This is a genomic window from Nostoc sp. (assembly GCF_036917675.1).
Lineage (GTDB): Bacteria > Cyanobacteriota > Cyanobacteriia > Cyanobacteriales > Nostocaceae > Nostoc.
The window spans coordinates 41,393-67,712 of record NZ_JBALCT010000074.1 but is presented as its reverse complement, the minus strand read 5'-3'; the positions used below and the strand labels follow the sequence as shown (position 1 = coordinate 67,712).

Genomic DNA, 26,320 nt, shown 5'->3' with positions numbered 1-26,320 from the left:
AAGTATTTTATTTGCTTATTCTATTTCTGATGGAATATTAGTAATTTCAAATCATGTATTTTTAGTCCAAATCCAACCCGTAAAAATTACTAGTTTAGGTGATAGTTAAGAAAGCTTTTCATTTTTTCATAACTTAATTCCCAAAGCATATCTCTAAAGTTATAAAAATACTCTATTCAAAGAATAATTCCTAACGCTTTCAGAGTGACTGTTTGGGTAGAGGCAACTAGGAGACAAGAAGTATTTTGAGTGAAAACCTCTAGAAGCGCTAAAATCCAGCTTGGTTTTGGAAAAAACAGACTTACACTCATTCCCAAATCTGAGAATATGTAAATAAGTCTTCAAATACTTAATTTGTATACCATAATTGTCGGGATAATGGTCAAGATTAAGCTTTTCCATTTTGAATTTGTCGTTTTACGAATTTTGAGTTGCTGAAGATGCAAAACTTAAACCCATTGAAACGAGAAAAAAGTGAGGTCAGCCGATCTTTTGAGTCAGTGGTAACAGACTTAAACCATTAGCCTGTAATTGATTTTAGGAAAGAGTCATTTGGTAAGTGTAAGATATGAATAGAAAAGGTGACACTAAATCTCGAAAAAATATCTTCCAAGAATTTTAAGTCATAAGCCAGAAAAAGTGTTGTCGTTGAACCATCAGAGTTCAAACCTCTCGATTTAGTTTTGCCATTTGCTTTGTAACGATATTTGGAATCTTCTCTACCAGACCCTAACACGTTGGCGTAGCCTCTCGTAGAGAAGACAATCTGGAATATGGGTTTCCATCCAGTTACTGGATGGGTAAAATTTCAGCAGTACAAAGAATTGAACATTCTTATATTGTTCAACTGTGAGGAGAGACATCTCGTGCAGTATAAATAAAGCGAGAGTGTTTTATCCGACGGGATACTTGGAGTCACTGATAAGCCTACACTGTACTGCTTGCAGCCAGTGTAGGAGTATGTCAAAAAGTCACCTGTTTATTGGGACAAACTCATGGTTTTAGGACTTGAGATTTTTCCAGTATTTTGTTTTTAGTTAGTTCAAGTGATAATACCAGATTCAGTCATCCGTAAATTGATCACCTTGTCAAGAAAAATTTTTAACTCCAAATTTTTCAACTAGCCACTCAAGAGAGCCTCGACAAACTCATAGCTGGAAAAGGGGCGCAGGTCTTCAATTCCTTCGCCAGCACCAATAAAGCGAATGGGTAAACCTAGCTGCTGCACAACAGCAAGGGCAACGCCGCCTTTGGCGGTGCCATCCAGCTTGGTTAAGACAACGCCACTCAGTTGGGCGGCTTGAGAGAAAACTTCAGCTTGTCGCAGTCCATTTTGACCTAAAGTGGCATCTAGAACTAAAAGAGATTCTATTTTGGCATTTGGGGCTTTTTTGTCGATAATTCGCCGGATTTTACCGAGCTCGTCCATTAAATTTTTCTTATTTTGCAGTCGCCCAGCTGTATCTATCAGAAGTAATTCGGTTTGACGCGCTTGGGCGGCTGCGATCGCATCAAATACAACTGCTGCCGGATCTGTATTCTTTCCCGGATTGGCAATTACTTCCACACCACTTCTGCTACCCCAAACCTTTACCTGTTCCACGGCGGCGGCGCGGAAGGTGTCTGCTGCCCCAATCAAGCATTTATAGCCAGATTTTTGTCCCAAGTGGGCAATTTTGCCGATGGTGGTGGTTTTACCGGCACCATTCACCCCAGTGATTAACCAAATGTTTAAGGTTTCTTTTTCTGGGGTAAAGGTAGTTTGGTGGGATGTTTTACTCGGCGCATCCAGCATATCCCGGAGGATTTTTTTCAGGTAAGCGATCGCTTCTTCAGGTGCAGTAACTTCTTCTCGAAGTTTTGTCTGTAGAGCATTAATAATAAAGTCTGTCGCCTCAACACCCACATCAGCTTGCAGGAGCAATGCCTCAATTTCCGTCACAGCAGCTTGGTTAAGCGGCCCTTGACCAACGATCGCCTTCAGTTGGTTGAGAATACTTCGACGAGTCTTGTCTAACCCTTGCCGGAGCTTTTTCAGCCAGGTAATTTCTTCAATAGAAACGTCTTCTGGACTTCTACCTTGAGCTGCGAGAACTCTTGCCGACCACACAAACCCATCATCAAATACCAGTCCGGGAATTTCCTCTCCTGTCTCTGAGGTTCTAGCTACTGGCTGTACTACCTCCGCTTCTGGGACTTCAATGGCGGTGGCTACTAGTTGTTCTAGCTTGGCTTGCCGTTCTGCCGCCGCCCGTTCTAAGAAAGATAGTGCTGTTGGCTGTGCTGCCTCTGGCGTAGTTAGTGGTTCAGTGGGTGTTGGTTCAGCTTCACTTGTCGTTAGTTCTGGGCTTTTGATATCTGGCTGATCAGCAATTGCTGCCACTGAGGAATCTTCTGTACTTTCTTCCTCAGTAGCAGCTTGGATAACTTCTGGCTGTGCAGTTTCTACGGTTGTACTAACAGCTTCCTCAGTTGCTTCTGGTTCGGTGATTTGGGCAATTGCCGTTTCTGGGGTTTCAGGTTGTGCTGATGGTGCTGAGGTATCTGCTGAATTAAGAGGGGTTTCTACTAGCTCAACTTGTTGTTTTTGCTGAATGTTTTTGTAGGCAGCTTTAGCAAACGTCAACAAGTCTGCCGTTGTGTCTGGTGTAGTTTCAGCAGTTGCTGTTGATGTTTCGGCTGGCTCTGGTTGGGGTTCTTGTGCAGGAGGAGTTTTTTCCTGCTTCTGATCAGAGGGAGTGTCAGAGGAATCGTTATATTTACGACGGAACCAATTAAAAACCATTGCAGCAGTATTGGTTATATGAGTTATAAGTTATGAGTTTAATTTAACTTGGGGCATTGGGCATGGGGCATTGGGCTATTCTCCTTGTCCCCTTGTCTTCTTCATCCTCGTCACTTTGGGAAGTAAGTATAAAAGGCAAAAAGCTATGCTGTTTTCTTCTGGTCACTGACTCGGCGCAAAACACCATTAATAAACCGATGACCATCCTCTCCACTGTAGCGTTTGGCTAGTTCCACAGCTTCGTTGATGGCGATACTGTCAGGAACTCCTAAGAACTTCATTTCTGCCACAGCGATTTGCAGGATATCGCGGTCAATTTGGGCGAGGCGATTTACTTGCCAATCTACTAAGGCACTAGAAAGGAGTTCATCTATAATGTGTCGATTTTCGTTGACGGTAATCACAAGCTCTTTTGCGTAATTACGGACTCCCTTATCCTGATTAGCTAACTGAATCAGTACTGGGAAATCAACTGCCGTGCCCAACTGATTGATTGCTGTCTGGGTGCAGGCGATCGCTTCTTGCAGCATTGTTCTAGCAGTATCGAGGTCGGAAGCCCGAGTTTGGCTACTTAAGAGGCGATCGTTACTGCGTTGCAGTTCACCTGCGGCATTATCGAGGGTATCTTGCACTTCTGAAGTTAGGGTGCGTACCGCTCCTAGCACCAACTTGGATACTAGTTGATCGTCTTCCAATTTATCTAATTTCTTTGGGTTGACTGGTAATTGGCTAAGGCTTAAAAGCGCCAATTCACGAGCAATTTGCTGGGGTTTACGAGGTTGCATAAAACTGAGGAGTGATTGTGCGAGAACTGATTAACTAGGCGGGACAAACTTATTACTCTATCAACTTTGGCACAGTTAAACAACAACATTACGCATTTGCTTGTGACTATGCCAGATTGATTTTAAGTTTCTTCAACGGGAATAACCTGCTGCTTGATTTCGTCGTGGTTCACTTCCAGTGTGGACTCTTTGGCGAAAACTAAGGGCCTATTGGGGGCGACAATCCCACCTGATACAACTATTTTAAAGGCGTCTTCGATGGACATGGAGAGGTTCACCACCTCATCTTCAGGAACAACTGCGTACCATCCGGTAGTGGGATTCGGGGTGGTGGGGATAAAAACACTTAGCACGGGACGAGACATCTGGGCTTGGATATCACTGCTGATTGCACCAGTGACAAAGGCGATCGCCCAAATTCCTCGGCGGGGATACTCTACCAAAATTACCCGGCGAAACTTGCCATTAGAATCTTTGAGGATTGTTTCTAAAAGCTGTTTGAGGGTTTTGTATACCTGTCCCGCTAAAGGAATGGCGTGTAATAATCGCTCACCAAAATCTAACAACCACCGCCCAGCAATATTGCGAGCCATCAAGCCCATTAATAGTATACTTAGTAGTGGCACAGCTAATCCTACTAATAAATTCAGTATATTTACTAAAATTGGGTTTAACCCATCAAAGGGATTCAGTTGTTTGGGAATTTGGGTGAGGAAGTTGATTACCCAAGTAGCAATGGTAATTGTCAGCCAGATAGTGGTTGCTAGGGGAATTACTACCAACAAACCAGCAATCAGGTCGTTTTTTAAGTCCTGTTTTAGGCGATCGATTACCAAGCCCCGATTCTCCTGTTTTAAGCTAGAGGAACTTTTGTTATTGGTATCCATACCAGCAGATTCGTCAAATTCCGAAAACTTTAACTTTGGCAGTTTCTGCTGCAAGTAATTGTCCAAAAGGTTAGCAAGTTGGCTGCTGCCGCAAAAAAACGTACTTTTTGCTGGAAATCAGCTATTTTCCTACAAGCATACACATAGATATCAACCAATCCGGTAGCGACTAGTTATTCTCAGAGGATGTTACTTTTCTTTGTAAGACTTGTAAATGATTGTTGCAAGTTTCTTAAGTATTACTAATCTACCGCGCTCAATCAAAAGCTGCTGATGATTGTGAAAGCCCGACCGGGTAAACTGAAGAATTATTTTATAACCTCGTTTTCAGCCTCTGGCTGGAAATGCACTTCAATTACGGCTCTGCCGCAAGTCTTGAGGCGGCAGCCCCCCCATTACTCATTCCCAGTCGGAGACTCTTGAGGAGACAATCTCTAAAAGCTTGTTGTAAACTGGCTTTTACCTGAAGTTGACACCAATGCACAGATGTGAATCCCCACTGATTTTGCGATCGCGTACCCGTCTGAATCGCTGCTTGTTGATTTTACTGCGTAATCCTTCTAATCTCCAGTCCCCTTTACGCCACATCAACCTGTGTAGCTTCTGAATCCGTGCGCTGCAACTATTTTATACTCTCATGTGCCAGAATTACTGTTGCATCTAAATTAGGTTTTGGTAGATACTTCATTTCCCAGACTTTGAGCAAAATCAGATATTCGTAGAATGCCTGCAATGTACACCAAGCAAGTCCAGCGCGTCCATCTAGACAACCGCCTAAGATAAAATACATATATATAAACCGTAGCAACGGTCTGGCGGGTAAACGCAAAGACAAATCTTTCAAGGCGCGGCGTTTTTCGACTTCCGATTTGCCAAAGAATAAATCTCCCCAGTTAACCTTTCCCTCTTCTAGCTGATACAGCGTTTCTTGAGCTTCATCTGTAGAATAACGGTTGTGCTTTTCAATCCAGCGACTCAAGCCTTTACTACAAGTGTAGTGTGGGTATGTTTCTTTTAAAAAGCTAGTTGCACCCTCACAAACTTCCCGCTCAGTATGACCGTAGTCTGTAAACCACACTTTACCGTGGCGGAAGAGTCGCATTTGGTAACGAGGATACTGTGTGCTGTAGCGAATCCAACGATTCATGAACATGACACGTTCAGCCACGTAGTAACCGATGTAGTCTGGATTCTGACTTGCCTTTTCGCATTCCGCGAACAGTTCTGGTGTCATGCGCTCGTCAGCTTCGAGAATGTACACCCATTCGTGCTGCGGGGGGATAGACTCTAACATCCAGGTGCGTTGGCGTCCGTGGCTTTCAAAAGCGTGTTGGACGACGCGGATAGGATAGCGACTAGCAATTTCCACAGTGCGATCGCTACTGCATGAATCCACAACAATGATGTCATCCGCTAGCATCGCCGATTCGATACAAGCGGCAATATCTAGTTCTTCGTTATATGTCAGTATGTAAATTGAGAACATTAGCCAAGTTTTATAGTGATTTTACTCAGTGATAATTGCCTTTTTATTGTTATTGGGCGCATGGCAGTATCAGCCGTCAACAATTATTGGATACGTCCTACTGCCATGCCAATAGTGGATTAGCGTGCGGTAGCTCTAGGTTTACCACCTTGTACAGCACCTTTACCTCTTAAGCCTGTCCAGCCAATGATAATGTAACCAATGGACAACAGCAAACTGCTAATCCCAATCCGCAGTCCAGACTTCCAAGCAGTATCTTTAGCTTGTTGCTGTGCTTCGTCTCTGCGCTGGCGAAGTTGGCTCAGTTGTTGAGTTTGCAGCGTCTGAACATCTGTTTGTTGTTCGATAGCTTTGTCAAGTACTTGGGGATCTTTTTTAGCCTTCTTCAGTAACTCTTTGATATTTGCGGGAATTTGAGGGCTTTCAAGTGCTTGCTTATATTTTTGGTCATCTTTGAGGATTTCACTAAACTGAGCTTTGGTTTGGTTTCGCAGCTGCTCTAGTTGAGCTTTTCCTTGCTCAGTAGTCAGTTGTGCTTGCAATTGCGTTAACCGAGTGTTCAGTTGATTTTCTGCCTGATCTGCTTCTTGGGTGATGCGGTTGACTGCTTGAGTCTTAGCTTGATTGACGTTATTCAGGTGCAGGGGAAAAATCAGCAAGAACATCAACCCTAAAATACTTGAGAGGATCACGGCGGGAAATCTTAAATCGATACCTTGGGGGCGATCGCTTCCGGCATCAGCACTATCAATCCAATAGGCAGCAAACAGAAGCCCCAAACCGACTAAAGGAACAATTCCCCGATCAACTAGCGCTGTTGCCAAGTTGATTTGCCATACCCGATCAGTAGGTTGAAAGGGTAACAATAGAATGAAAAAGTCAACGAAAAAGGACAAAATGCAGATTATTCCAACTACCTTAACTGTGAGGGCAGTACTCACGGAAGTAAAACGGTTAACCATAATTTTTGAAACTGGCGGTGAATACGAGTGATTTTCATATTTCAAGCTACTTAAATATTGTGCCCATGACCGTGACTGTTGTATAGAAACACAAAGCAAATTTAATACTGGTAAAGGCTATGCCTCTTGGTTTTCAACTAGACCACAGTAACATTTGTTATGTGCAGTGTCTTCAGGAAATTCCTAGTATTTGAAGATACGAACCTAATGCAGGGCTGGAGGAAAACACTGATTAATTACCCGATTTCCCTTATTGCAGTTCTCAATCGGTCGTAATACAGGGATTTTCTGCCTCACCACAGATATGCATACGTGTCAAATTGCTGATGGCGGTTTCTAACCGTCCTTTTAACTATATCTCCCTCATCTCCCCTGCAAGGGCTTGTTCCCAAATTGGCAGATCCTCCGGTCGATCAACATCAGCTAAAGGCGATAAGTTCACATGAGATAAATTCACTTTCTGGGCAATATCCACGGTTTTCTGAAATACTTGAGCAGTTCCCCATTCGATGTTAAGGAATAACTCCGGGATGGGTTGGCGCAAAGCAATTAAGTAATATCCACCATCGATCGCAGGGCCAAGTACGAGATCATAGGTGTGTAACTTCTCAAAGGCTGTTGCTAGAATCTGGGCATTCAGTCCAGGGCAATCTGTACCGATGATAATTACTTGTTCTGCACCAGATTGAAAGGCATCGAAAAGCGATCGCATCATCCGCGAACCTAGATCGCCTTCACCTTGAGACTGGTAAACCAAATCCAACCCCAGCCAGTCTTGCATGAGTTGCGAATCGCCACCTGCAAAGCGCACTTCCACAGATATGTCAATGGCTTTTTGCAATTCTTGAACCTGAAATATTGTATATTCAGTCATCTGGCATTGAAGATTGGCAGCACCAACAGCCCCCAAAACAGGTATCAATCGGGTTTTGGTCTTACCTGGTTCTGGATAGCGAGTGAAAATAATCAAGTGCTGTTTTGGGTTTGCTGGTAAGTTCAGCACACAATACCTTGTCTAATTAACTCAACAAAAAATATCTTAATAGCAATATTTGTCGTCATCAGTTGTAGTATGCTCCTTTGCTGTTCGCACTGTTCCTAAAATCGTCGAAATAAAAATGCAACGTTTAGCTTTACCACCAGACTTGCTAGATAGTGTTATTCGTCCTAGCGGTGGTTTACTGACATTGCCTCTGTAATCAAATTGGATTTGCCTGATGCCATTTGTTTCTTGTAGGGTTGTTTCCGCATCTAAACGCACATTAGAATGTAGATTATTCCAGTTAGCAGCAGATGGGTTTACTGTAGCAGGATGAACCGCCCATTGAACAATACCGTTTTGTTCACGAAAACTAGCTTGCCAAGTCAATTTTTCCTTGGTAGCTTGGCTTTTGGCTTGGCGCATAGCAAGATGAATTTCGCTTCCGGCAGTATTGAGGCGTTGAGTGTTCACAAAAGTTAGCCAGTTGGGTATTCCCACCGTAGCTAATATACCAATTAATAGAATAACCACTAACATCTCTGGCAGTGTGAAACCACTGTTAGAAGGCTTATTAAAGAGATACTTTGTATTAACTAGATACGGAAAATGCACCTGGGTATTCATTGTTATTTTTTAGTTCGTTTTCAACTAACCACATATTTAAGAATGTTTTAGTTTTTTAGCAGGGCTATTTCGTTCTAGACATAAACCGCCCAGAACTAAAGGTCTTTTTTTTATAGCTAAAGTACGTTTTAACGGACTATAACCTTTTTTCAGTCGTCTTGAGACGACTTTCGCTATTAGACTCAGAATTCATTCTGAGGCGGGCTAGATGAGAATGGAATAGCCTTGACTTTCTTAGCTCTTCTCTTCATGCTTGTTAGTAACCTTGTAGACAAAGTAGTGGGTAGTATCAGGATGACGGCAATTTTAAATAAAAGTTTTAAGATTAGATTTATTCGTTTGAACCTTGAAGAATCGTTGAGTAAATACTTCCAAATAAATCTGGCTGCTAGCGTGCCTTTATATGGACTAAACGGCTGTTGTAGGGCTTTGCATGTTAGGTACATATAAAGGTTCGCCAGACTTAAGCTGCAAATATTTTTATCAGTTAATGGTCTTACCTGATAGGCTTTTTTTAGCACTTGCAAACAGCCTTTTTCCTGCCTTGCAAGATTAGAAGAAAGTGAATTAGGACTAATTCGGTATAATATTTGTACAGATGGTACACAGACAAAATCGAACTTACAAGCTAATCGCAGCCACATATCCCAATCCTGACCAGCATTTAGTGATTCATCAAATCCACCTAATTCTATTATTGCAACTCTTTGAATCAAGGCGTTGGAACCATTTTCTAGAAAATTACTTACTAATAGCTTTTCATAAACATCACCATTGACAGTAATATGCATACCTGAAAGTAAGAATTCACCATTTTCATCGATATAATCAGTCCAGCTATAAGCAACCATTACGCCTAAGTTTTCTTGCAGAGCCTGCAACTGCCTTGCCAACTTATCGGCTGTCCAAATATCATCTGCATCTAAAAAACTAACAAATTTTCCCGCAGCATGTTTTAGTCCACGGTTACGACTAATATTTCCACCAGAATTCTCAAAGGAAAATATTTTTATTCGGGAGTCTTGAAAATTTGAAATAATCTCTAGTGTTGAGTCTGTTGAACCATCATTGATTATAATTAATTCTAAATCGGAAAAACTTTGACTGAGAACGGATTCAATTGTTGTTTTTATAGTTTTTTCGCTGTTGTAAGATGGTATAATTACAGAGATGGAAGTCATATATTTGGTTTTAATAATTATTATTTTTTCATTTTATATAGCAATACGCTTGGGTTAAAGTCAAAAACCAAAACCAGGGTAGGTTGGGTTGAGGGACGAAACCCAACATTTTCGGTACTACAATTATCTTTAACCCAAGCGTATTGTTTTATATAGTTATCGATTAGACAAAAAATTTCCTAAAATAAAGCTTCAAGGAGTAAAAAGGACTCATCATACTAGCCAAGTAAAATTCCATTTCAAAAAGAGCAATTAGATTACTTTTCAATTGCCCTCTATATTGAATAAAGTGTCGTAATACTCGGCGTAAATTCCCTAAAATAGTTTTCACAAACACTATTGGTTTTTGCCAATTTTTAGTATTTATCAAGCGTAACTGGAAAACACACAAGCCACAGCCGCGTGCCAGAGTTAGGAGGTAATCTCTCTCAAGTCGCCAATGTGGTATTTGATGATAACTATGCATGGTAGGGTTATACCAAATTTGCCAGCCTGCATAATGTATGTAAAGCAATGGTTCATAGTCATCACCCTGCACCAAAATACCAGGTAACTTCCCACTTAAACTAGGTCGTTGTGGTACATTTTCACACCATACTTGTTTCCGAACAACAAGCGCCGCACCCGCAGGAAGCCTTAAATTACCCGCATCAAACAAATGTGGATTTGGCCCATGTTCTGTTACAGCTAAAAAAGCTTGAATTCTTTCAAAATTTTCTGGTGGTTTTACTGCGTATTCAGCATGAACTTGACCGCCATATGCTCCGGCGTGAGGATACTCTTTACCAAAGGCTACAGCTTGTGCAACCCAATCAAGCGCAGGTAAGACATCATCATCTAAAAATCCAATAAGCTGGCTTCCGGCTTCGCGCACAGCTCGCAACCTTGCAAAAGCGGCTCCCTGTTTACTTTCTAGGAAGTACCTTAAAGGAAAGTTATTACTACAGCTTTTTTGGTAATCCTGAATCAACTCGGCAGTGTTATCGGAACTATTGTTATCAACAATAATAATTTCCCAATTGAGGTGTTCTACTCCTGTTTGTTTCAAAAGTAAATCTAAGAGCTGAGGTAATCGGTTTCTCCCATTATATGTAGGAATAGCTACAGTGAAGTTTAAAAATAGATTTTCAATTAATTTATCCATCCTAATTACCACAATTTATATATTTTTTATGATAGTTTCTGATAAGCTAAAAAGTGGCTATGGCGTTTTCTAGGCAACTGAGGTACACCCCAATCTTTTTTACCAAGGTTAATAGCTTTAAAAAGATACCTCGCCAGGTCGGGAACCGCTAGATTCAAATATCTTTTTTTAAATAGGTAAAAAGGACTGATAAAGCTACTCATGAGCAGTTCAATCTCGCAAGCAGCAATTAAGTCACTTTGAAACGTGCCTCGATATTTGAGCGCGTAAAGTATTATTTGGCGTAAATCATTAACTAAATACGCTAAACTCACCAGAGGTCTTTGCCAAGATTGTATTCTCAGCATACGAAGGTGATGCCGACTTAAACCCACACAGCGAAATAAACTAATTAAATATTTTCTTTGGAATCGCCATGCTGGAATTTTATGGTAAATACACATTTCTGGGTTGTACCAAATGTCCCAACCTCCTAGCTGGATATATAGTACTGCTTCTAAATCTTCACTGGCTAACCCAGCTTCTCTACCTTTATGATTTAAAACTAGATTTTTAGGAACTGTTCTCTCCCATGCCTGCTTGCGAACTACTAAACCAGCCCCTGGAGGTAGCATTTTCATGGGAGCTTTGTATTGGTGGGGTTTTGTACCTCTCTCGGTAATGGCTAAAAAACAAGCTATTTTCTTAAAATTTTCGGGTGGTTCAACTTCAAACTCACCATGAACTTGGCTACCATAAGCACCGGCTAAAGGATGCTGTTCACCAAAAGCATAAGCTGCTGCTACCCAGGTGGATGTTGGGTAATTGTCATCATCAAGAAAACCTATAAATCTGCCTTTAGCTTCTTCAATTGCCCTTTCTCTGGCATAAGCTGCTCCCTGTCTCGTTTCAAATAAGTACTTTAGTGGATAAGGACACTGCCAATTTTGTTGATAGGTTTGAATAACTTTAGCTGTATTATCAGTGCTGTTATTGTCTACAACTATAATTTCCCAAGATAAATGTTCTGTATATAGTTGATTTTGTAGTCGTTCTAGTAGTTCAGGCAAACGACTTTGACCGTTATAAGTTGGGATGGCTACAGTAAAGTCAATGTTTTCAGTCATTTGACAAAAGTTATATTTTATTAAGGCGATTTTTGAGGCATTTAAAATCATAAAACTGCACTAGATGTTACAATTTTGCTCTCAAAGTGCAGTTTTATGTTCAGTATTATTTCGTATTTTTATAAATTTTCACTATGAAGATTACTTAACTGCATTGGGAGTCTTTTGCTGTGAGCATTGAGCCTAAGAGAGTTTTCACAATGACGCATCGCTTTACGCTACTAGAAGATGATACAGAACTTATAGCAGAAGCCAGCACAATTTTTAAACCTGGAGCATCTGTTGAACCTGTTGGGGGTGTACCAAAGCTGGGATTTGGTAGAGTACCCATATAGTCAAAGGTAATAGTGTTTGGTTGAGTAGTAGAATCGTATGCTGTAGAGGATATTGCAGTACCAATTGTGTTTGGACTAGCAATGTTAGTACTCAACAACACTGAGCCTGCTGGAATTTGTAAATCTCCGCCCAAGCTTTGCCATCTCTTGTCACTTAAGAGAATACCAGGAGAACTGCTGGGATAAACAGCAACTTTTACTACATTGGTGCTATCAGTTGTAAAACTGACACTGTAGCTAAGTTTGTTCTTTTTAGCTGTTTGCTGTGCTTGCTGTATAGAGGCTAAAACGGCATCTTGAGCTTTATTCAAGCGTTGTCGATTTACAAAGGAAAACCAACTAGGAGCTGCGATCGCTGATAGAATTCCGATCATCACCATCACTATGATTAATTCCAGCAAGCTAAAGCCAGCATCTTGTTGGGTATATGCAGAGGCGTAGTGCAGCGTGTTAAGTAAACATGGCCGTTTGCTTTTTACATTGCTGCGAGTTAGTCGCAATAATCTCAAACTTAACTTTCCCATAATTAACTGCCATTGATTAATGCTTTGAATTCCAGCATTTACTTGGTAAATAAATATCCGCGTCCTTGTACTCGTATGCTTGCAGTCGGAAAATAAGGTTTGTTGCTGACTTGATAATTAAGGTTATTGCTTTGTAAGCGTGCGAGTGCATTACTACGTAAAAAAACTTGTGCTGTTGTATTAACTGTATCAATACAGGCATAAAAGCTAGTCATTTTAGCCGTATTAAGAGTACTGAAAGAGGTTGCTATGCTGGTAGGGAGGCAGCTAGTCCCAGGTGCTGGTGGCGTATCATCAGTTTTGGTTTGATCTATAAAGTCAACAAGTACTGTAGTATCGGCAGTGTAACTTGCTGTAGCTTTTGTCCAAGCATTCATCTTTTGTGTTATCGTGCCTGCTCCATCAAGCTTAAATAAAGCAAAACCTGGGTTAGGACAATATTTATTACCACTGTCAGTGACATACTTTCCAGTATATCCAGTACAAGCTTGTCCAAGGGGATTTGCTACACCATCCTTAATTTGCCATCGGCCGATACGAGCAGCGTTAGACCAAGTAGAACTAGAAGTAGCGTCTTTAATTAAATAGTAAGCAACTAATGAATAAACAAAAGTATCATCTTTTTGAGTGCCTGTAATTGTAATTGCCTGACTAACTAATTCTCGCTTCCAAAAGACAAGCACAGGAACTCTATCTGTTGCAGTTGGGCTAGGTAGTTGATTGCCTGTTGTAGCTGCATTTGGGCAAGTGTTAGCGGTAGTAGCATCAACAGTACCGGTTAGACAACCAATTCCAGTAGCATCATAAATATAGATTGCCTGTTGTAAATCACGGGCAATGTAATCTAGTGCAGATTGAATTTCTTGCTCGGAATTTGCCTTTGCTTGCTCCTTTCTGTCGGTATCCAGAATATTAACCATGAATCCTAGCAATGGCGTGATGATTAGGAAGGCTAGGATCATGCCTACCAACAATTCAATTAGGGTAAAACCATCAACTTGCTGGATGCCCTTGGAGCGCTTTAGCTGGTTACTGAGCAAAAATTTTAGTGTCTTTATCATACTCCGGTATTCTCTTTGGTAATAGATGCACAGCGATCGCTCGCATAAATAGCGATCGCTCGTATAATATGAACTTGCCCAGTTTTTTATTGGCAACTTTGATTTGTTGCAGTACCCAGGCGCTGACATAAAGCCTGAAATGTAGTGGTACTGTTGCCAACGTCGGTTGTCATTTCAATTAATGGTGCTTTGCGGCTACCCAATCCACTAGTGAAAGGTGTTTGTGTGTATTTAGTATTAACAGTGCTGGCTATTAAGGGAAAGTCAGCATCTGCTCGATAAACCCTAATTCCCAGACGATAGCCATCGTTTACCCCAGTACTTTGGACAATTCGACCAGCCTGAATGTAAAACTGATTGCTTGAACAATCTGTAGTACTAATAGTGCCATTCTGGTTAAAACAATACAAACCAGTTGCTGATGTAGGAGCAGCCATATTTGTAGTGTTAATTAAATAGTCTTGTGGTCTACCTGTTACGGCTGCTGTAGCTACTGTAGCTGGTGTACTTCCTGTAGCAGCTACAGCAGCTACAGCAGCTACATCTGAAATGCGTCTGGCCGCAGTTGATGTAGGAGCAGCAAGTGTAGTGACTGCACTTGGCGCTGTAATTGCTCCAGTTCTGATGCCATCAATGAATGTTTTTGCCGCTTGGGTTGCCAGTTCCACCCGTCGAGACTGAACTCGCGTTGCTGTTGCCAGAACTATTACAGGCGCGATCGCTGTTAGTAAAATAGCAACTACGAGTAGTGCTACCAACGACTCAATGATCGTAAAACCAGACTCACCAGAAGGGTGGATTTGTTGTTTGTGCTTAATCATTGCTAATCACCAGCTTCTGAAATTTTATTATGGGCATTGAGCTTGATCGATAGCATTAATAGCAGTATCATCACTTATACTAACGGTTCCTTTTGTGTCTTTTGCACATAACAACGTTTGCACCCATGCGTCATCTCGGCCAACTTCCCGGAAGTACTCATTGGGTTTGTCATCTGGCGTTATCGCTAACTTTTGCGAAAATGCGTCTGGCGATTGCGACAGCAAGGCGACATCATAACCCCACTGCCGTAAAGGAGATAGGTAAAAAGGTACTTGACCACTAGCATTACCGATCGGATATCCTTTAAGAGATGAGCCATTTAAGTATGCTACATATGGTGCAGTAGCATAGACACTACGAGTTCTTTGGATAAAAGAGCCATTAATTTTAGCTGCAAAAGCATTGGCTGTCGAGCTTGTAGTTGGGTTCCAATTTTCCAAGAAGCGGACAAAGTTGTGTAAACCACCATTATCTTCTGTAGGACGAGCTGGGGTATCTCCCCCTGCTGCGACTAAGTTAAAAGTGGTACCAGTAGTTGATGCTTGTTGTAACCAGCCCCAGTTAGTATCCTGATTGTCACCGCCAGGACCCAATTTGCCTGCGTTTGATGTTGGTGATTCATTTCTATTAGTGCCGAAAGCTACTTTAATTTGTAACATTGGCGACAAAGCTGGTTGAGTTTTTGTACCAGCAGTAAATGTTGCTGTATCATCAGTAAATGCTGGTGCTGAAAGTAGTTTTGGGCGATAATCATCATTATTAGGTACCTCAGTATCTAGCTGTGTTGTTAGAAACCATAGAGCATTCGATTGAGAAGTAGGTCTATCAGTGCCACTAAAACTACCCACATTCAATGGGAATGATTTTATGGTTTTAGTGCCTCCGGAAGATGTTAGCCCTATAATTGCAGGTAAATAGCCAGCAAGCTTAAGTTCTCCATGTGTATAATATAGTGGCGGCGTTGCTGGGGGTAGAATAGGTACAGTATTTGAAGTTGTAGCACGCTGAAAGGCAACACGGCGAGGATAGCTCAGATAACTAGCATCGGGTAGCACTGCTGTCGTACCAGCCTTGTGCGTAGCAATGTCAAATGTCGAGGCGATAACATCAGACGCTTTTAGACCACCATCAGCGGGTATTCTTACCCACCAATCAGTCCCCGGATCACAAGCTGAAACAGGTAGTTTCGGACATACTTCCATTAAATACTCTGGGGCAGTTCTCCTTCGCTGGATGGGTGTAACAAAGTTATTGAAGTAAGAACTGTTTATAGTGGCAACAGGATAGACATTATTAGAGGTATTGGTAGGGTCATACCAGAGAGCATTGACGACATTAGTGTTGTTGGTAGCAAACCCATTATTCTGAAATGCGGTAATCGAATTAGTATCGCCCAAGTTATTATTTAGGTCATAGTCTCCATCGCTGCGGTTGCCCAACTTGAAGTTATTAGAAAGAAGTGTGATCGCATCTGACAACACGCTGGCAGGTCGCCATGCATCCCCATCTGGCAGACACTTACCTGGTAGCCGAGTGTCATTTTTACGACAGGCAAATTGAGTATTACGGTCTGATCGAGAGTAGAAATTGCCCAAATCACTAGCTAGAGCTGTATTAAACTCTTCTTGGGTATGTTTATTAAAGTCGCCTTTAATATATACAGGCAAGTTAGAGGCTAAAATGAAGCCTTTTTCTGCATCTCTGAAACCCAGAACACGCCAGATTGGGTTGCCATTGATTAACATGATGGCGTTGGGACGGCGAGTTGGGTCAAGTTTGAAGTCTACAGGGCTTTTTGTTTTTTGTGTATCTATGCCACTACTAGAACTGGCACTTAAATCTAAAAGTGCATCATCACGAGTAGCGTAAATAATACCGCTATTGGGAATTAAGTATTCTTGTGTTGCTGTTGTGCCACTACCAGTGCCAGTGCCATAAGTTGTTGTTCGCAACAGATTAATGTCTAATACAGTGGCGCGAATTTCCAGAGGTTGGCGGGTTTCTTTGGCGAGTTCATAGTCTGGAGCCGTGGAACCAGCAGATGCATCTGGTACTTGTGCTACTGTCCCGGTTCCATCTCCATCAGCGTTGGTGAATGTCTCTCTACCTGGGATGATGTTACCACTTGCATCTATTTGCACATCTTTATGAATTGCCTTAACCTGTCTCGCATCTAAAAAAGCAGTTTCGTAAATTGCGCCGTGAGGGATAACAGTACTATCTGGAGAGCCGATAGTACCGTCTAATATTTGGATGGCACAAATAGCAGCATGAATAGCAGACTGCTCTGAGAGTGTCCGAGAGGAAGCTGTTTTTGGCAGAGCGGTTTTCAGTACTTCATTCACCAACCGCCCATTGGGATACATTAAATTAGCTTGGTAATTTAGTAAAGCTGAATAGTCAGAAACAGCCTTTGTTGGAGCTGCGTAGACAATACCATTATGGGAGTTGCCACCCGTAATGTTGTTATATGGAAGAGATGCAAGGTTTTTAGCTGTAGTGCTATTTGTAGGGTCGTAAAAGCTACTTATACAAGCAATAGGTTTAGGGGTTGTCGCATTGTAGTTATTCGCTTGGTAGTGATAAACAGCTGTAGCCCGCATCCGTAAATACGGCGTATAAGGCGGAACAGGCGGAGGAGTAAGAGGATTAGTAGGAGGAGTAGGAGTAATTATTGGTAAATATATGTTGCTATTTTTGGTATCTTGGATTGATTTATCAGCATTAATGGCAATACCATTAGGCACGGGCATCATATCTGACCAAATTCTATTTGTACCACCAGCAGCTGGGTTTAAAGCTGTGTTCAAAAGAGCTTGGGTACTACCAACAGTATAACCTTGAGGTAAATAAATCCCTGCACCAGTAACAACCCGCAAGCCACCTACAGAATCTTGGGGAGTACTTGGTAATGTAGCAGCTGCTGATTCCCAGTCTCCATCTCGGTCAACAGTTCCTAAATCAGCCAGTTGCTGTACACGACTGCGGCGATTGCGAGTTCCAGTTCCGTTGTCCCAGTTAATACCTGTAATATCTTGGGTATCTGTGCTATCTGAACCAATAAATGTCGATGTCGCCGTGTTCCACCATAATGCAGGTAGGTTATTACCAAGCAAAATGCGATCGCCAACGTATTGTTCTTTACCTAGTTTTTGTTGCGTAGTTGTTTCTGTGGCACTAGGTAGCAGCTTAGTAGAACTAGCAGTGTTAAGTGTTAAATTGGCGTAATTAGTCTTAGTTTGCCCATCACTGGGTTTAAAGGGATAAACCCAAGAGTCTTGTGGACGCAGTGAATTACCACTTTCTTGTAGCACGTTAGTAGTAGTAATAGCAGCCCCATTGTTATCAGTTCCTATCGTCGTTGCATCTACACCAAAAGCAACTTCACCATAAGGTACACGACGGGTACGTTTTTTAAAGTAAAGTTGTAGCTGATTATTACGGATAGTAGTTTGTTGCGCTGTAGAGGCAGTGGAAGTAGTTAGATTTAATACTTTTAGTTGCTGTGCAATACCATCTTGGGCTTCCTGTGGGTCACTAGATGCAGCGTTAGCCATCTGTGCTTGCACCAAAAGATTGATGCGCTGTACATAAGCTAAACTATTGTAGGCAATATTCTTCGGTGTTTCAGGACTAATTGATTTGTTAGCTGTAACACCAAGAGTTAGATTAGGATCAACTCCTTGCCCTTGGAATAAATGCACTCCAGTAGTGTTGCTGTAATCACCATCAGCCGTGAAAGCACCTCCTGATAAATTGCCACCTACAACAATTTTGGCATTGTCATCATCGTAAAAACAGGAATTTTCACTACTAACCTGATAAAGTGTAACAGTTTGAAAATTACTACCGGTCAGGAAGTTACTATTAGTTAAAATCCGTCCATTTAGGTTAAATGCAGGACCAGGGGTAAGTTCTATATCATCGTCATAAACCACCGCATTATTAACTAGCGGTAATTGTATACGGTCTTGTTGATATTCTAAACCTGAAAAACCTTTATTCCCTTGGAAAGTTTCGTATTTACCTGCATCACTTCCAGTCGCTGGTGGGTTAGTGATGGGAACATTAGCAGTGTAGACAAAAAAGCTTTTTTTCAGCTTACTAGCAATATTAATCCAGCCCGTATTCCCTACCAAACTAGCACTTGTTCCCAAAGTATCTTGACAACCAGTGCTTACACTACCAGAGGTCATGGGCGGTGTTCTCGCCTCTAGAGGATTTCTAACGCGGCTATATGTGCCACCAGTTATCGGCGGAGTTCGGAAGTAAATTCCATAAAGAGTATAGGTGTCAAATTTCCCATTGTTATTTGTATCAACAGGGAACATCCATGCAGTTGGTAGTGCTGCTTGAACGGTTGGTGTTGCATTTGGATCGGTATAATTCAGATTTAGTTGAGTTTCATCTCCAAAGGTATATTCATTCAAATTATTTTTGAAGGTACTCTCTAAAACTATATCTGAAGGTGTGGCTCGTGGCAGTCGGCGGTCATCAAATAGCTTGTCTAATTTTGCTCTGGCGCGATCAATTGCTGGGGTAGCGGCGTTAAGCACAGCCTGATTTACCCGGACATTACTAGCGTTTTTAGAGCGCTCAAAAGACCTAAACAAAATTGCAGTTGTTAACAGCACGACTACCAAACTAACCATCGCCACTGTCGGCAACAAAAACCCAGCATTCTCAGACCCGCGTCTTCTTCGAGTGCCAGAAATAGCTCGTAGGAGCCAAATAATTTGCTTGTTAATTGCAGATAAAAACTGCTTGCTAATTTGTCCAAAGGTTTTTTGAATTACCTTGAATAGCTGACGTTTACGAGACATAGCTGCTTCCCTGTCAAGTGGTTTTTAGCGGATTTTTGATTTTTTATCAAAATTGGTGATTGTGCCTAGAAATTAACTTTTTAGGCAAAGGATGAAACTATATTTATGTAACTACTGCATCTGGTTTTACTAACTTTCAAATCAAGTAGCTAAAACAAAAGAGAATTTATTAAAGTTATATCATTTATGAATTGTTTATCTTATCCGGTAAATACTGATTTTTTGAGAATTATTTAATCCAATTCCAGAAATAATAAAAGCATGGCATCACAGTATAATTGCGGAAATATATTTTGTTTTGATGTATCTTTATGAAGATGTTGTTACCAGAGTAGGCTTATAATACCCACCTGTTAAAGAAAAGATATCAGTTGGATGCAAAATAATCAGAGGTTCGGCTCAGATTCGCTGGGCAACTGGAAGTCGCGGCTACACGAGACTTTACCCACAAGAAAGGCGACGGGCTGAACGTTTAGCAGAGCAGCTACGCGCACTTGGTATCAAGCCTGATTGGGAACATCTTAATGAGTGTAAAAAGCCTTGTAGAACCTCACCCCAACCCTCTCCTTACTAAGGAGAGGGAGCAAGAATCTCCTTGTAAAACCTCACCCCAACCCTCTCCTTGGTAAGGAGAGGGAGCAAGAATCTGGTATATTTGCAAAACTGAGATGCTCCCACCTGATTTTGGTGATAATTTGTTATATTAATTATTTTTATCATTTAGGTTTAATCCTGCTCCCCTCTCCTTAATAAGGAGAGGGGCTGGGGGTGAGGTTCAACTACTATCCCCTTAAATTTCTTATATTCTGAGCAATACTTTCCAGCACCCCAGACAAATTAGCATACACATCATTATTCGTAAATCTAATAAACTTAATTCCTGCTGATTCAATAAATTGTTGTCTTGCCTTATCGGATTCAGCAGCACCTTCTTGAAAATGGCTTTCACCATCAATTTCTATAGCTAACTTGAATTCAGAACTATAAAAATCCATAACAAACTTATCAACACTATATTGTCTGCGAAATTTGCAGTTTTCTAGCTGTCTATCTCTTATTTTATCCCAAAGAAGTTTCTCGGCTTTTGTGATATTTTGGCGTAATAGTCGCCTTTTTTCTATTTCACTATTTTTGTTATAAAGTTTAGTCATTTTTATTTCCAATTCCAGTCCCCTCTCCTTTATAAGGAGAGGGTTAGGGTGAGGTAAAGCGATAACTGTAAATGTTTATTCAGCCTTGATTGAATTGTTGACAAGATAAGAACCTCACCCCGCCCTTCGGGCACCCCTCTCCTTATTAAGGAGAAGGGAATATGGATTAGGGGCTGAAGTTGTTCACAAGATAATAACCTCACCCCGCCCTTCGGGCACCCCTCTCCTTATTAAGGAGAGGGGAATATGGATTAGGCGCTGAAGTATTTTGCTAGGGGATGGTAAGCAATAATCGCAGTGGTAGACTGTTCTGGATAAAGTTGTTCACTTTCATCCATATACAATTTAATTCTGTCAGTCTGCAATAACTCCAGTTGCTTATACTGGTCTTGGATATTCGGGCAAGCTGGATACCCAAAGCTATACCGTGAGCCACGATAGCGTTGTGCCAATATATCCCGAATATTGTCCGGTTCTTGGGCAGTAAAACCTAACTCTCGCCGAATTCTGGCGTGTGTCCATTCTGCCACAGCCTCCGCCACCTGCACCGCCATACCGTGGAAATATAGGTAATCTGTATATTGATTGGCAGCAAACAGCTTTTGAGCAAACTCTGTTGCAATCTCCCCTACAGTCACCGCCTGCATCGGGAAGACATCAATAATTCCCGACTCCTTCGATGCAAAGTAATCTGCTATGCACAGCCGCCTTAACGATTTTTGTCTGGGAAACTCGAAAGTTGCAATCTGTTGTGATTGGTTCTCTGAGTCATATATATGTAGAGAATTTCCCTCAGACTGACAAGGGAAATAGCCATAAATCACTTGGGGATGCAACAAATTCTCCTCAATAATCCGTTGTTTCCAAGTTTCTAAAACTGGGTAAACTTTCTCAGCTAAGAAAGCCTGATATTCTTCCTTAGATTGTTCCTTTGGCTTGCGGAATTGCCACTGTCCAGCAATCAAAGCTTGTAAATCCAAGTGCCAAAATATCTCCTCAATGGGAATATCACTAGGCTGCAATAACTGCGTTCCCCAGAAAGGCGGTGTTGGGCGTTCAATATCTATCGATACTGCATCAGAACGTCTTGTATCTACTTCTTTTCGTTCAGCAGATGCTGTTTTTTCGGCAGTTGTTGTTACTGATTCTTTCTTACCATTAGTCGAAACTTCAGCAATTTCGACTTCATCCAAAAATCCCTGCAAATCTTCCCAGTTTCCAGCGGCCTTTGCTGGCATTAATTTATCCATGAAGTGCAAGTCAGAAAAGGCATCTTTGCCATAAACAACTTTGCCTTTGTAGGTTTTTTGGCAATCTTCATACACAAATTTGGGAGTCAACGCTGCGCCACCTAATATCACAGGGACACTAATTCCCTTTTCGTTGAATATCTCCAAGTTCTCTTTCATGAAGGCGGTGGATTTTACCAGCAAACCACTCATGGCAATACAATCAGCTTTGTGCTGTTCGTAAGCTTTGATAATGTTTTCCACCGGCTGTTTAATTCCCAGGTTAATCACCTTGTAACCGTTGTTGGATAAGATAATATCCACCAAGTTTTTACCAATGTCGTGGACATCGCCTTTGACTGTGGCAATGATAAAGCTTCCCTTACCATTGTTGCCAGATTCAGATTTTTCCATGAATGGTTCTAAATACGCTACCGCCGCTTTCATGGTTTCCGCAGATTGTAAGACGAAGGGTAGCTGCATTTGTCCAGAACCGAATAATTCGCCGACAACTTTCATGCCATCTAGCAGGAAGGTGTTGATAATTTCTAAGGGGGGATATTCTTCTAAAGCTTTTGTGAGATGTTCTTCTAAGCCAATGCGTTCGCCATCGATAATATGGCGCTTGAGACGTTCTGGGATGGGGAGATTTTCATCTAAGGAGCGATCGCGTTTTGTTGTCACCCCGGCAAATACTGTGGTAAGCTCTCCTAAGGGATCATAAACGCAGACCTTACCCTCAAATTTCCGCTCGTCATAAATCAACTGGCGACAGATTTCTTGATGGCGTTCCTCAATCTTAGAAAGCGGTAAAATCTTGTTGGCGCTGACAATGGCTGCATCCATTCCCGCCGTTGTCGCCTCGTGCAAAAACACTGAGTTCAGCACCATCCGCGACGCTGGATTTAAACCAAAGGAAATATTGGAAACACCCAAAATCACATGACTTCCAGGCAATCCTTGACGAATGCGCCGGATAGATTCAATTGTGGCTTTGCCGTTTTCTCGGTCTTCTTCAATCCCGGTGGAAATTGGTAACGCTAGAGTATCAAAGAATATTTCTGTGGCAGGTATGCCATATTCTACAGCTTGACGGTATGCGCGTTGGGCGATCGCAAACTTTTTGTCTGCTGTCCGCGCCATCCCATCTTCATCGATAGTACCAATGATTACACCAGCACCGTATTTCTTCGCTAACTCCAGCACTTTCAAAAAGCGCGGTTCCCCATCTTCGTAGTTGGTGGAGTTCAGCAAACACTTACCACCGGCAACCTTTAAACCCGCCTCCATCTTTTCCCATTCGGTGGAGTCAAGCATTAAAGGTAATGTCACATTATTAACAATGCGCGAAACTAATTCGTGCATATCCCGCACGCCGTCGCGTCCCACATAATCCACGTTCACATCAAGGATATGTGCGCCTTCTTTTACCTGCGCCCTCGCCATTGAAACGAGTCCATCCCAATCTTCCGCATTTAGCAAATCGCGGCACTTCTTGGAACCACTGGCGTTGAGACGTTCGCCGACAATCAAGAAGGAATTATCTTGGTCGTAGGGCTGAGTAGTGTAAATTGATGCTGCTGCGGGTTCTAAACTTGGGTGTCTAACTTTTGGCTTCAAGTCTTTAGCAAGTTCTGCCAATTGTTGAATGTGTTCTGGACGCGTCCCACAGCAACCCCCAATCACTTGGACACCCAAATCTTCAACAAAATGCATCAGCGACATCCGTAATTCCAACGGTGTCAGGCGGTAGTGCGCTTGACCGCCGACGTTCTCAGGTAAACCCGCGTTGGGAATACAGGAAACGATAAAAGGTGAATGTTCTGCCAAATACTTGATATGTGGTTTCATCAAGTCTGGGCCAGTGGCGCAATTCAAACCGAGAATATCAATTGGATAAGGTGCCAAAATTGTCAGTACAGCACTGATTTCTGAACCAACCAACATTGTACCCATGCTTTCCATTGTCACAGATACCATCAACGGTCGGCGATCGCCTTTTTTGGCAAACACTTCTTCAATGCCATTCAGCGCCGCTTTAATTTGCAGCACATCTTGGCAAGTTTCCACCAGAAACAAATCGACACCACCATCCCACAGCGCTTCTGCTTGTTCAGCAAAAGTAGCTTTCATGGTGTCAAAGTCAATATGTCCCAAGGTAGGAAGTTTAGTTGTCGGGCCGATGGAACCTGCCACAAATCGGGGTTTTTCTGGCGTGGAAAATTCCGCAGCCACACGCTTCGCCAATTCTGCGGCTGTCCTGCTGAGGTAATATGCTTGGTCTGCCAAATCATATTCTGCCAGCACCAGGGACGTACTGCCAAAGGTATCGGTTTCAATGACATCAGCACCAGCCGCGAGAAAGTCGCGGTGAACCTTAGCGACAGCTTCCGGTTTGGTGTGGACTAAGTATTCATTACAACCTTCATACTGTGGTCCGCCGAAGTCTTCAGCAGTCAGGTTTTGGGTTTGCAGGTTGGTTCCCATAGCCCCGTCGAAAACGAGGACTGGGCTATCTGGACTACGCAGGCGTTCAAGGAAAGGATGAGTCATATTTTCCTAGAAGAATTTGGGTCAGTCGTATAATATTCGACTTACTTTATTATTTTCCAAAATTTTGGAAGTTTCGGCAGTATGTAATGGAAAAACTTTGATACCATACTGAAAGTAGTAATGTATCTATAATATCACTTAATTAGCTACTTCATATAGAGGTTGTTCTAAGGAAAGAAAGAAAATTTTAATTGCATTGATTGTTCCAGGAATTAAAAATGAAGATTAAAGATATTGCTAAAACAAGATGCATATTTACCTTCGGATATGGCAATCGCAAAGACTACGATGCCTTCTTGGAATACCTGCAAAAGTTTGATGTCGAATGTGTTGTTGATGTGAGAATGGTTCCTCGTGCTTGGAGTCGTAAATGGTACGGCGACAAAATTAAAATCTTCTGTGAATTAAATAATATTGAGTATATTTCTAAAACCGCTCTAGGTAATACATCTGGTAAATAAAATTGGATTCCAGTAAATCAAGAAGAAGCAGATAAAGCTCTACATGAAATTGCACAAGTTGCTCAAACGAGTAATGTTTTACTGTTGTGTGCTGAAATGAATCCGAATCGCTGTCATCGGAAAGAAGTTGCTGATTGCTTGGGAAACTTGGTATTAATACCTGTTAAGCATTTAGAGTAGTAATCTAAAATTTTCTCGATACTTAGGGAAGAGTGTTTAATAAATCTCATTTCACAACAGACGCTCGCCTGTAGCGTTGGTGGTGCCGCAGCTACGCCCGTCGTAGACATCGCTATTATCAGGTGGGCAATATTATAGATTTATCATATGGGTATGGCATTGCCCATAGGTGTCAACTTAAGCTAAAAGCCTTTTAAAATTTCGTTTCCAGCCAGAGGCTGGAAACGCTGTTGCTGGCGGCAGAGCCGCCAGCAAGGGAGGCGGAGCCTCAAGAACGGCATTCCCAGTCGGAGACTCTTAACGAGACAATCTAAAAGCTGCTTCTAGAAAGGCTTTCACGTTAAGTTAACACCAATGGGCATTGCCCATTGACAGAGGTGAGGTTTCACTGATTCTACACATAGTCAGATGAAATATTTTCATCAAGTTTCTTATCTTGAGATCACAACTTAGAGTTGTCACTCCGTTCTGCTCAAAGATGGAAAAAACACCAGAAGTATAACTTGAGTCTTACTATGGATTTAATTTCTTTGTTCAACCTAAATACATTTATTGAATTATTACTGGGGATTAGTTTGAGTGCGGCGGCTGGCTTCAGAGTATTTGTACCACTGCTAGCATTGAGTGTGGCTTCAGTTTTTGGACATTTTGATTTGCCGACTCACTTTGATTGGCTGGAAACACCTCAAGCCGTAATTGTATTTGCAGTCGCTTGTTTGCTGGAAATTATCGGTTATTACATTCCTTGGTTAGATCATCTGCTGGATATTGTTGCCACACCTGCGGCATTTATCGCCGGGACAATCGTAACAGCATCTGTTGCTCCAGAGATGAATCCACTGGTGCAATGGACGTTAGCTTTAATTGCAGGTGGTGGAACCGCAGGATTAACTAAGGGATTAATGAATACATTGCGGATAAGTTCTACAGGCGTTTCAGGTGGATTAACCAATCCAGTTGTGTCAACGATTGAGTTAGTCATGGCAATCGGACTGTCTGTGCTGGCGCTAGCTTTACCACTGGTAGCAGGAACGATTGTGATTGGTTTTCTAATAATAGCTATTCAAAGAATCTGGAGTTTCTTCTTCAATAAACCGTCTTCTCAAACTAACGAAACCGTCTCTCCATCAAGAGAATTGGGATAAGTACTTATGGATTTGTTTCAGAACTGCGATCGCTATTATAAGGTGGTCATAGTCTTCGGGTGTGTTAGCGCCGAGAGTACGGCATCTTCTACTA

Annotated in this window: 18 protein-coding genes and 1 pseudogene; 3 read left to right on the top strand and 16 right to left on the bottom strand. The window is 41.9% G+C overall.

What is annotated here, in order from left to right:
- Positions 1–1,120: 1,120 nt before the first annotated feature.
- The 3 genes from ftsY to V7K31_RS29870 form a co-directional block, all read right to left on the bottom strand.
- On the bottom strand, positions 1,121–2,785 hold the full coding sequence (gene ftsY, locus V7K31_RS29880; RefSeq protein WP_335099866.1) for a signal recognition particle-docking protein FtsY: 1,665 nt from the start codon (positions 2,783–2,785) through the stop codon (positions 1,121–1,123).
- A 143-nt stretch (positions 2,786–2,928) separates the two neighbouring features.
- The gene (gene nusB / locus V7K31_RS29875; RefSeq protein ID WP_335099863.1) at positions 2,929–3,570 is read right to left on the bottom strand and encodes a transcription antitermination factor NusB; all 642 of its coding nucleotides are present in this window, start codon (positions 3,568–3,570) and stop codon (positions 2,929–2,931) included.
- A 122-nt stretch (positions 3,571–3,692) separates the two neighbouring features.
- Positions 3,693–4,457, bottom strand: coding sequence for a DUF502 domain-containing protein (locus tag V7K31_RS29870; protein ID WP_335100533.1), 765 nt, complete (start codon positions 4,455–4,457; stop codon positions 3,693–3,695).
- Between the two features lie 478 nt (positions 4,458–4,935).
- Here V7K31_RS29870 and V7K31_RS29865 point away from each other — a divergent pair, with 478 nt between their 5' ends.
- A complete protein-coding gene (locus tag V7K31_RS29865) occupies positions 4,936–5,064 on the top strand; it encodes a hypothetical protein (RefSeq protein WP_335099861.1) in 129 nt (42 codons plus the stop codon).
- 15 nt (positions 5,065–5,079) lie between these two features.
- On the opposite strand, the gene V7K31_RS29860 is transcribed toward V7K31_RS29865, so the two are convergent.
- From V7K31_RS29860 to metH, 13 genes are all read right to left on the bottom strand, one after another.
- On the bottom strand, positions 5,080–5,943 hold the full coding sequence (locus tag V7K31_RS29860) for a glycosyltransferase family 2 protein (RefSeq protein ID WP_335099859.1): 864 nt from the start codon (positions 5,941–5,943) through the stop codon (positions 5,080–5,082).
- Positions 5,944–6,062: 119 nt separating this feature from the next.
- Positions 6,063–6,905 (bottom strand): hormogonium polysaccharide biosynthesis protein HpsJ, encoded by an 843-nt coding sequence (hpsJ-B, locus tag V7K31_RS29855; protein WP_335099857.1) that lies wholly within the window; start codon positions 6,903–6,905, stop codon positions 6,063–6,065.
- Positions 6,906–7,257: 352 nt separating this feature from the next.
- Positions 7,258–7,908 carry a TIGR04282 family arsenosugar biosynthesis glycosyltransferase gene (locus V7K31_RS29850; RefSeq protein WP_335099855.1) on the bottom strand — a complete coding sequence of 217 codons (651 nt, stop codon included), beginning with the start codon at positions 7,906–7,908 and terminating at the stop codon, positions 7,258–7,260.
- A 36-nt stretch (positions 7,909–7,944) separates the two neighbouring features.
- Entirely contained in the window at positions 7,945–8,511 is a 567-nt protein-coding gene (locus tag V7K31_RS29845) for a pilus assembly FimT family protein (RefSeq protein WP_335099852.1), read from the bottom strand.
- A gap of 182 nt (positions 8,512–8,693) precedes the next feature.
- Positions 8,694–9,692 carry a glycosyltransferase gene (locus V7K31_RS29840; protein WP_335099850.1) on the bottom strand — a complete coding sequence of 333 codons (999 nt, stop codon included), beginning with the start codon at positions 9,690–9,692 and terminating at the stop codon, positions 8,694–8,696.
- Positions 9,693–9,855: 163 nt separating this feature from the next.
- Entirely contained in the window at positions 9,856–10,836 is a 981-nt protein-coding gene (gene hpsE, locus V7K31_RS29835; RefSeq protein WP_335099848.1) for a hormogonium polysaccharide biosynthesis glycosyltransferase HpsE, read from the bottom strand.
- A 26-nt stretch (positions 10,837–10,862) separates the two neighbouring features.
- Positions 10,863–11,942: a hormogonium polysaccharide biosynthesis glycosyltransferase HpsE gene (gene hpsE, locus V7K31_RS29830; protein WP_335099846.1), complete on the bottom strand. Its 1,080-nt coding sequence runs from the start codon at positions 11,940–11,942 to the stop codon at positions 10,863–10,865.
- 145 nt (positions 11,943–12,087) lie between these two features.
- Positions 12,088–12,801, bottom strand: coding sequence for a type II secretion system protein (locus V7K31_RS29825; RefSeq protein WP_335099843.1), 714 nt, complete (start codon positions 12,799–12,801; stop codon positions 12,088–12,090).
- A 38-nt stretch (positions 12,802–12,839) separates the two neighbouring features.
- Positions 12,840–13,859: a hormogonium polysaccharide secretion pseudopilin HpsC gene (gene hpsC / locus V7K31_RS29820; protein WP_335100531.1), complete on the bottom strand. Its 1,020-nt coding sequence runs from the start codon at positions 13,857–13,859 to the stop codon at positions 12,840–12,842.
- Between the two features lie 89 nt (positions 13,860–13,948).
- Positions 13,949–14,683, bottom strand: a complete 735-nt coding sequence (gene hpsB, locus V7K31_RS29815) for a hormogonium polysaccharide secretion pseudopilin HpsB (RefSeq protein ID WP_335099840.1) — start codon at positions 14,681–14,683, stop codon at positions 13,949–13,951.
- A gap of 27 nt (positions 14,684–14,710) precedes the next feature.
- Positions 14,711–19,507 (bottom strand): hormogonium polysaccharide biosynthesis protein HpsA, encoded by a 4,797-nt coding sequence (gene hpsA / locus V7K31_RS29810; protein ID WP_335099837.1) that lies wholly within the window; start codon positions 19,505–19,507, stop codon positions 14,711–14,713.
- 782 nt (positions 19,508–20,289) lie between these two features.
- A complete protein-coding gene (locus V7K31_RS29805; RefSeq protein ID WP_335099835.1) occupies positions 20,290–20,658 on the bottom strand; it encodes an endonuclease domain-containing protein in 369 nt (122 codons plus the stop codon).
- A 251-nt stretch (positions 20,659–20,909) separates the two neighbouring features.
- A complete protein-coding gene (gene metH / locus V7K31_RS29800) occupies positions 20,910–24,440 on the bottom strand; it encodes a methionine synthase (RefSeq protein WP_335099832.1) in 3,531 nt (1,176 codons plus the stop codon).
- A gap of 218 nt (positions 24,441–24,658) precedes the next feature.
- Between metH and V7K31_RS29795 the strand changes: the two are divergent.
- Positions 24,659–25,081: pseudogene (locus V7K31_RS29795) on the top strand (DUF488 family protein).
- A 515-nt stretch (positions 25,082–25,596) separates the two neighbouring features.
- Positions 25,597–26,226, top strand: a complete 630-nt coding sequence (locus V7K31_RS29790) for a DUF4126 domain-containing protein (protein ID WP_335099829.1) — start codon at positions 25,597–25,599, stop codon at positions 26,224–26,226.
- The last annotated feature ends 94 nt before the right edge of the window (positions 26,227–26,320 follow it).

Bases quoted from the DNA above. Each gene is read 5' to 3' on its own strand.
- hpsE (WP_335099848.1), bottom strand. From the start codon at position 10,836: ATGGATAAATTAATTGAAAATCTATTTTTAAACTTCACTGTAGCTATT.
- nusB (WP_335099863.1), bottom strand. From the start codon at position 3,570: ATGCAACCTCGTAAACCCCAGCAAATTGCTCGTGAATTGGCGCTTTTA.
- V7K31_RS29825 (WP_335099843.1), bottom strand. From the start codon at position 12,801: ATGGGAAAGTTAAGTTTGAGATTATTGCGACTAACTCGCAGCAATGTA.
- V7K31_RS29845 (WP_335099852.1), bottom strand. From the start codon at position 8,511: ATGAATACCCAGGTGCATTTTCCGTATCTAGTTAATACAAAGTATCTC.
- V7K31_RS29840 (WP_335099850.1), bottom strand. From the start codon at position 9,692: ATGACTTCCATCTCTGTAATTATACCATCTTACAACAGCGAAAAAACT.
- V7K31_RS29870 (WP_335100533.1), bottom strand. From the start codon at position 4,457: ATGGATACCAATAACAAAAGTTCCTCTAGCTTAAAACAGGAGAATCGG.
- ftsY (WP_335099866.1), bottom strand. From the start codon at position 2,785: ATGGTTTTTAATTGGTTCCGTCGTAAATATAACGATTCCTCTGACACT.
- V7K31_RS29805 (WP_335099835.1), bottom strand. From the start codon at position 20,658: ATGACTAAACTTTATAACAAAAATAGTGAAATAGAAAAAAGGCGACTA.
- V7K31_RS29790 (WP_335099829.1), top strand. From the start codon at position 25,597: ATGGATTTAATTTCTTTGTTCAACCTAAATACATTTATTGAATTATTA.
- hpsE (WP_335099846.1), bottom strand. From the start codon at position 11,942: ATGACTGAAAACATTGACTTTACTGTAGCCATCCCAACTTATAACGGT.
- V7K31_RS29865 (WP_335099861.1), top strand. From the start codon at position 4,936: ATGCACAGATGTGAATCCCCACTGATTTTGCGATCGCGTACCCGTCTG.
- hpsA (WP_335099837.1), bottom strand. From the start codon at position 19,507: ATGTCTCGTAAACGTCAGCTATTCAAGGTAATTCAAAAAACCTTTGGA.
- metH (WP_335099832.1), bottom strand. From the start codon at position 24,440: ATGACTCATCCTTTCCTTGAACGCCTGCGTAGTCCAGATAGCCCAGTC.
- V7K31_RS29860 (WP_335099859.1), bottom strand. From the start codon at position 5,943: ATGTTCTCAATTTACATACTGACATATAACGAAGAACTAGATATTGCC.
- hpsB (WP_335099840.1), bottom strand. From the start codon at position 14,683: ATGATTAAGCACAAACAACAAATCCACCCTTCTGGTGAGTCTGGTTTT.
- hpsJ-B (WP_335099857.1), bottom strand. From the start codon at position 6,905: ATGGTTAACCGTTTTACTTCCGTGAGTACTGCCCTCACAGTTAAGGTA.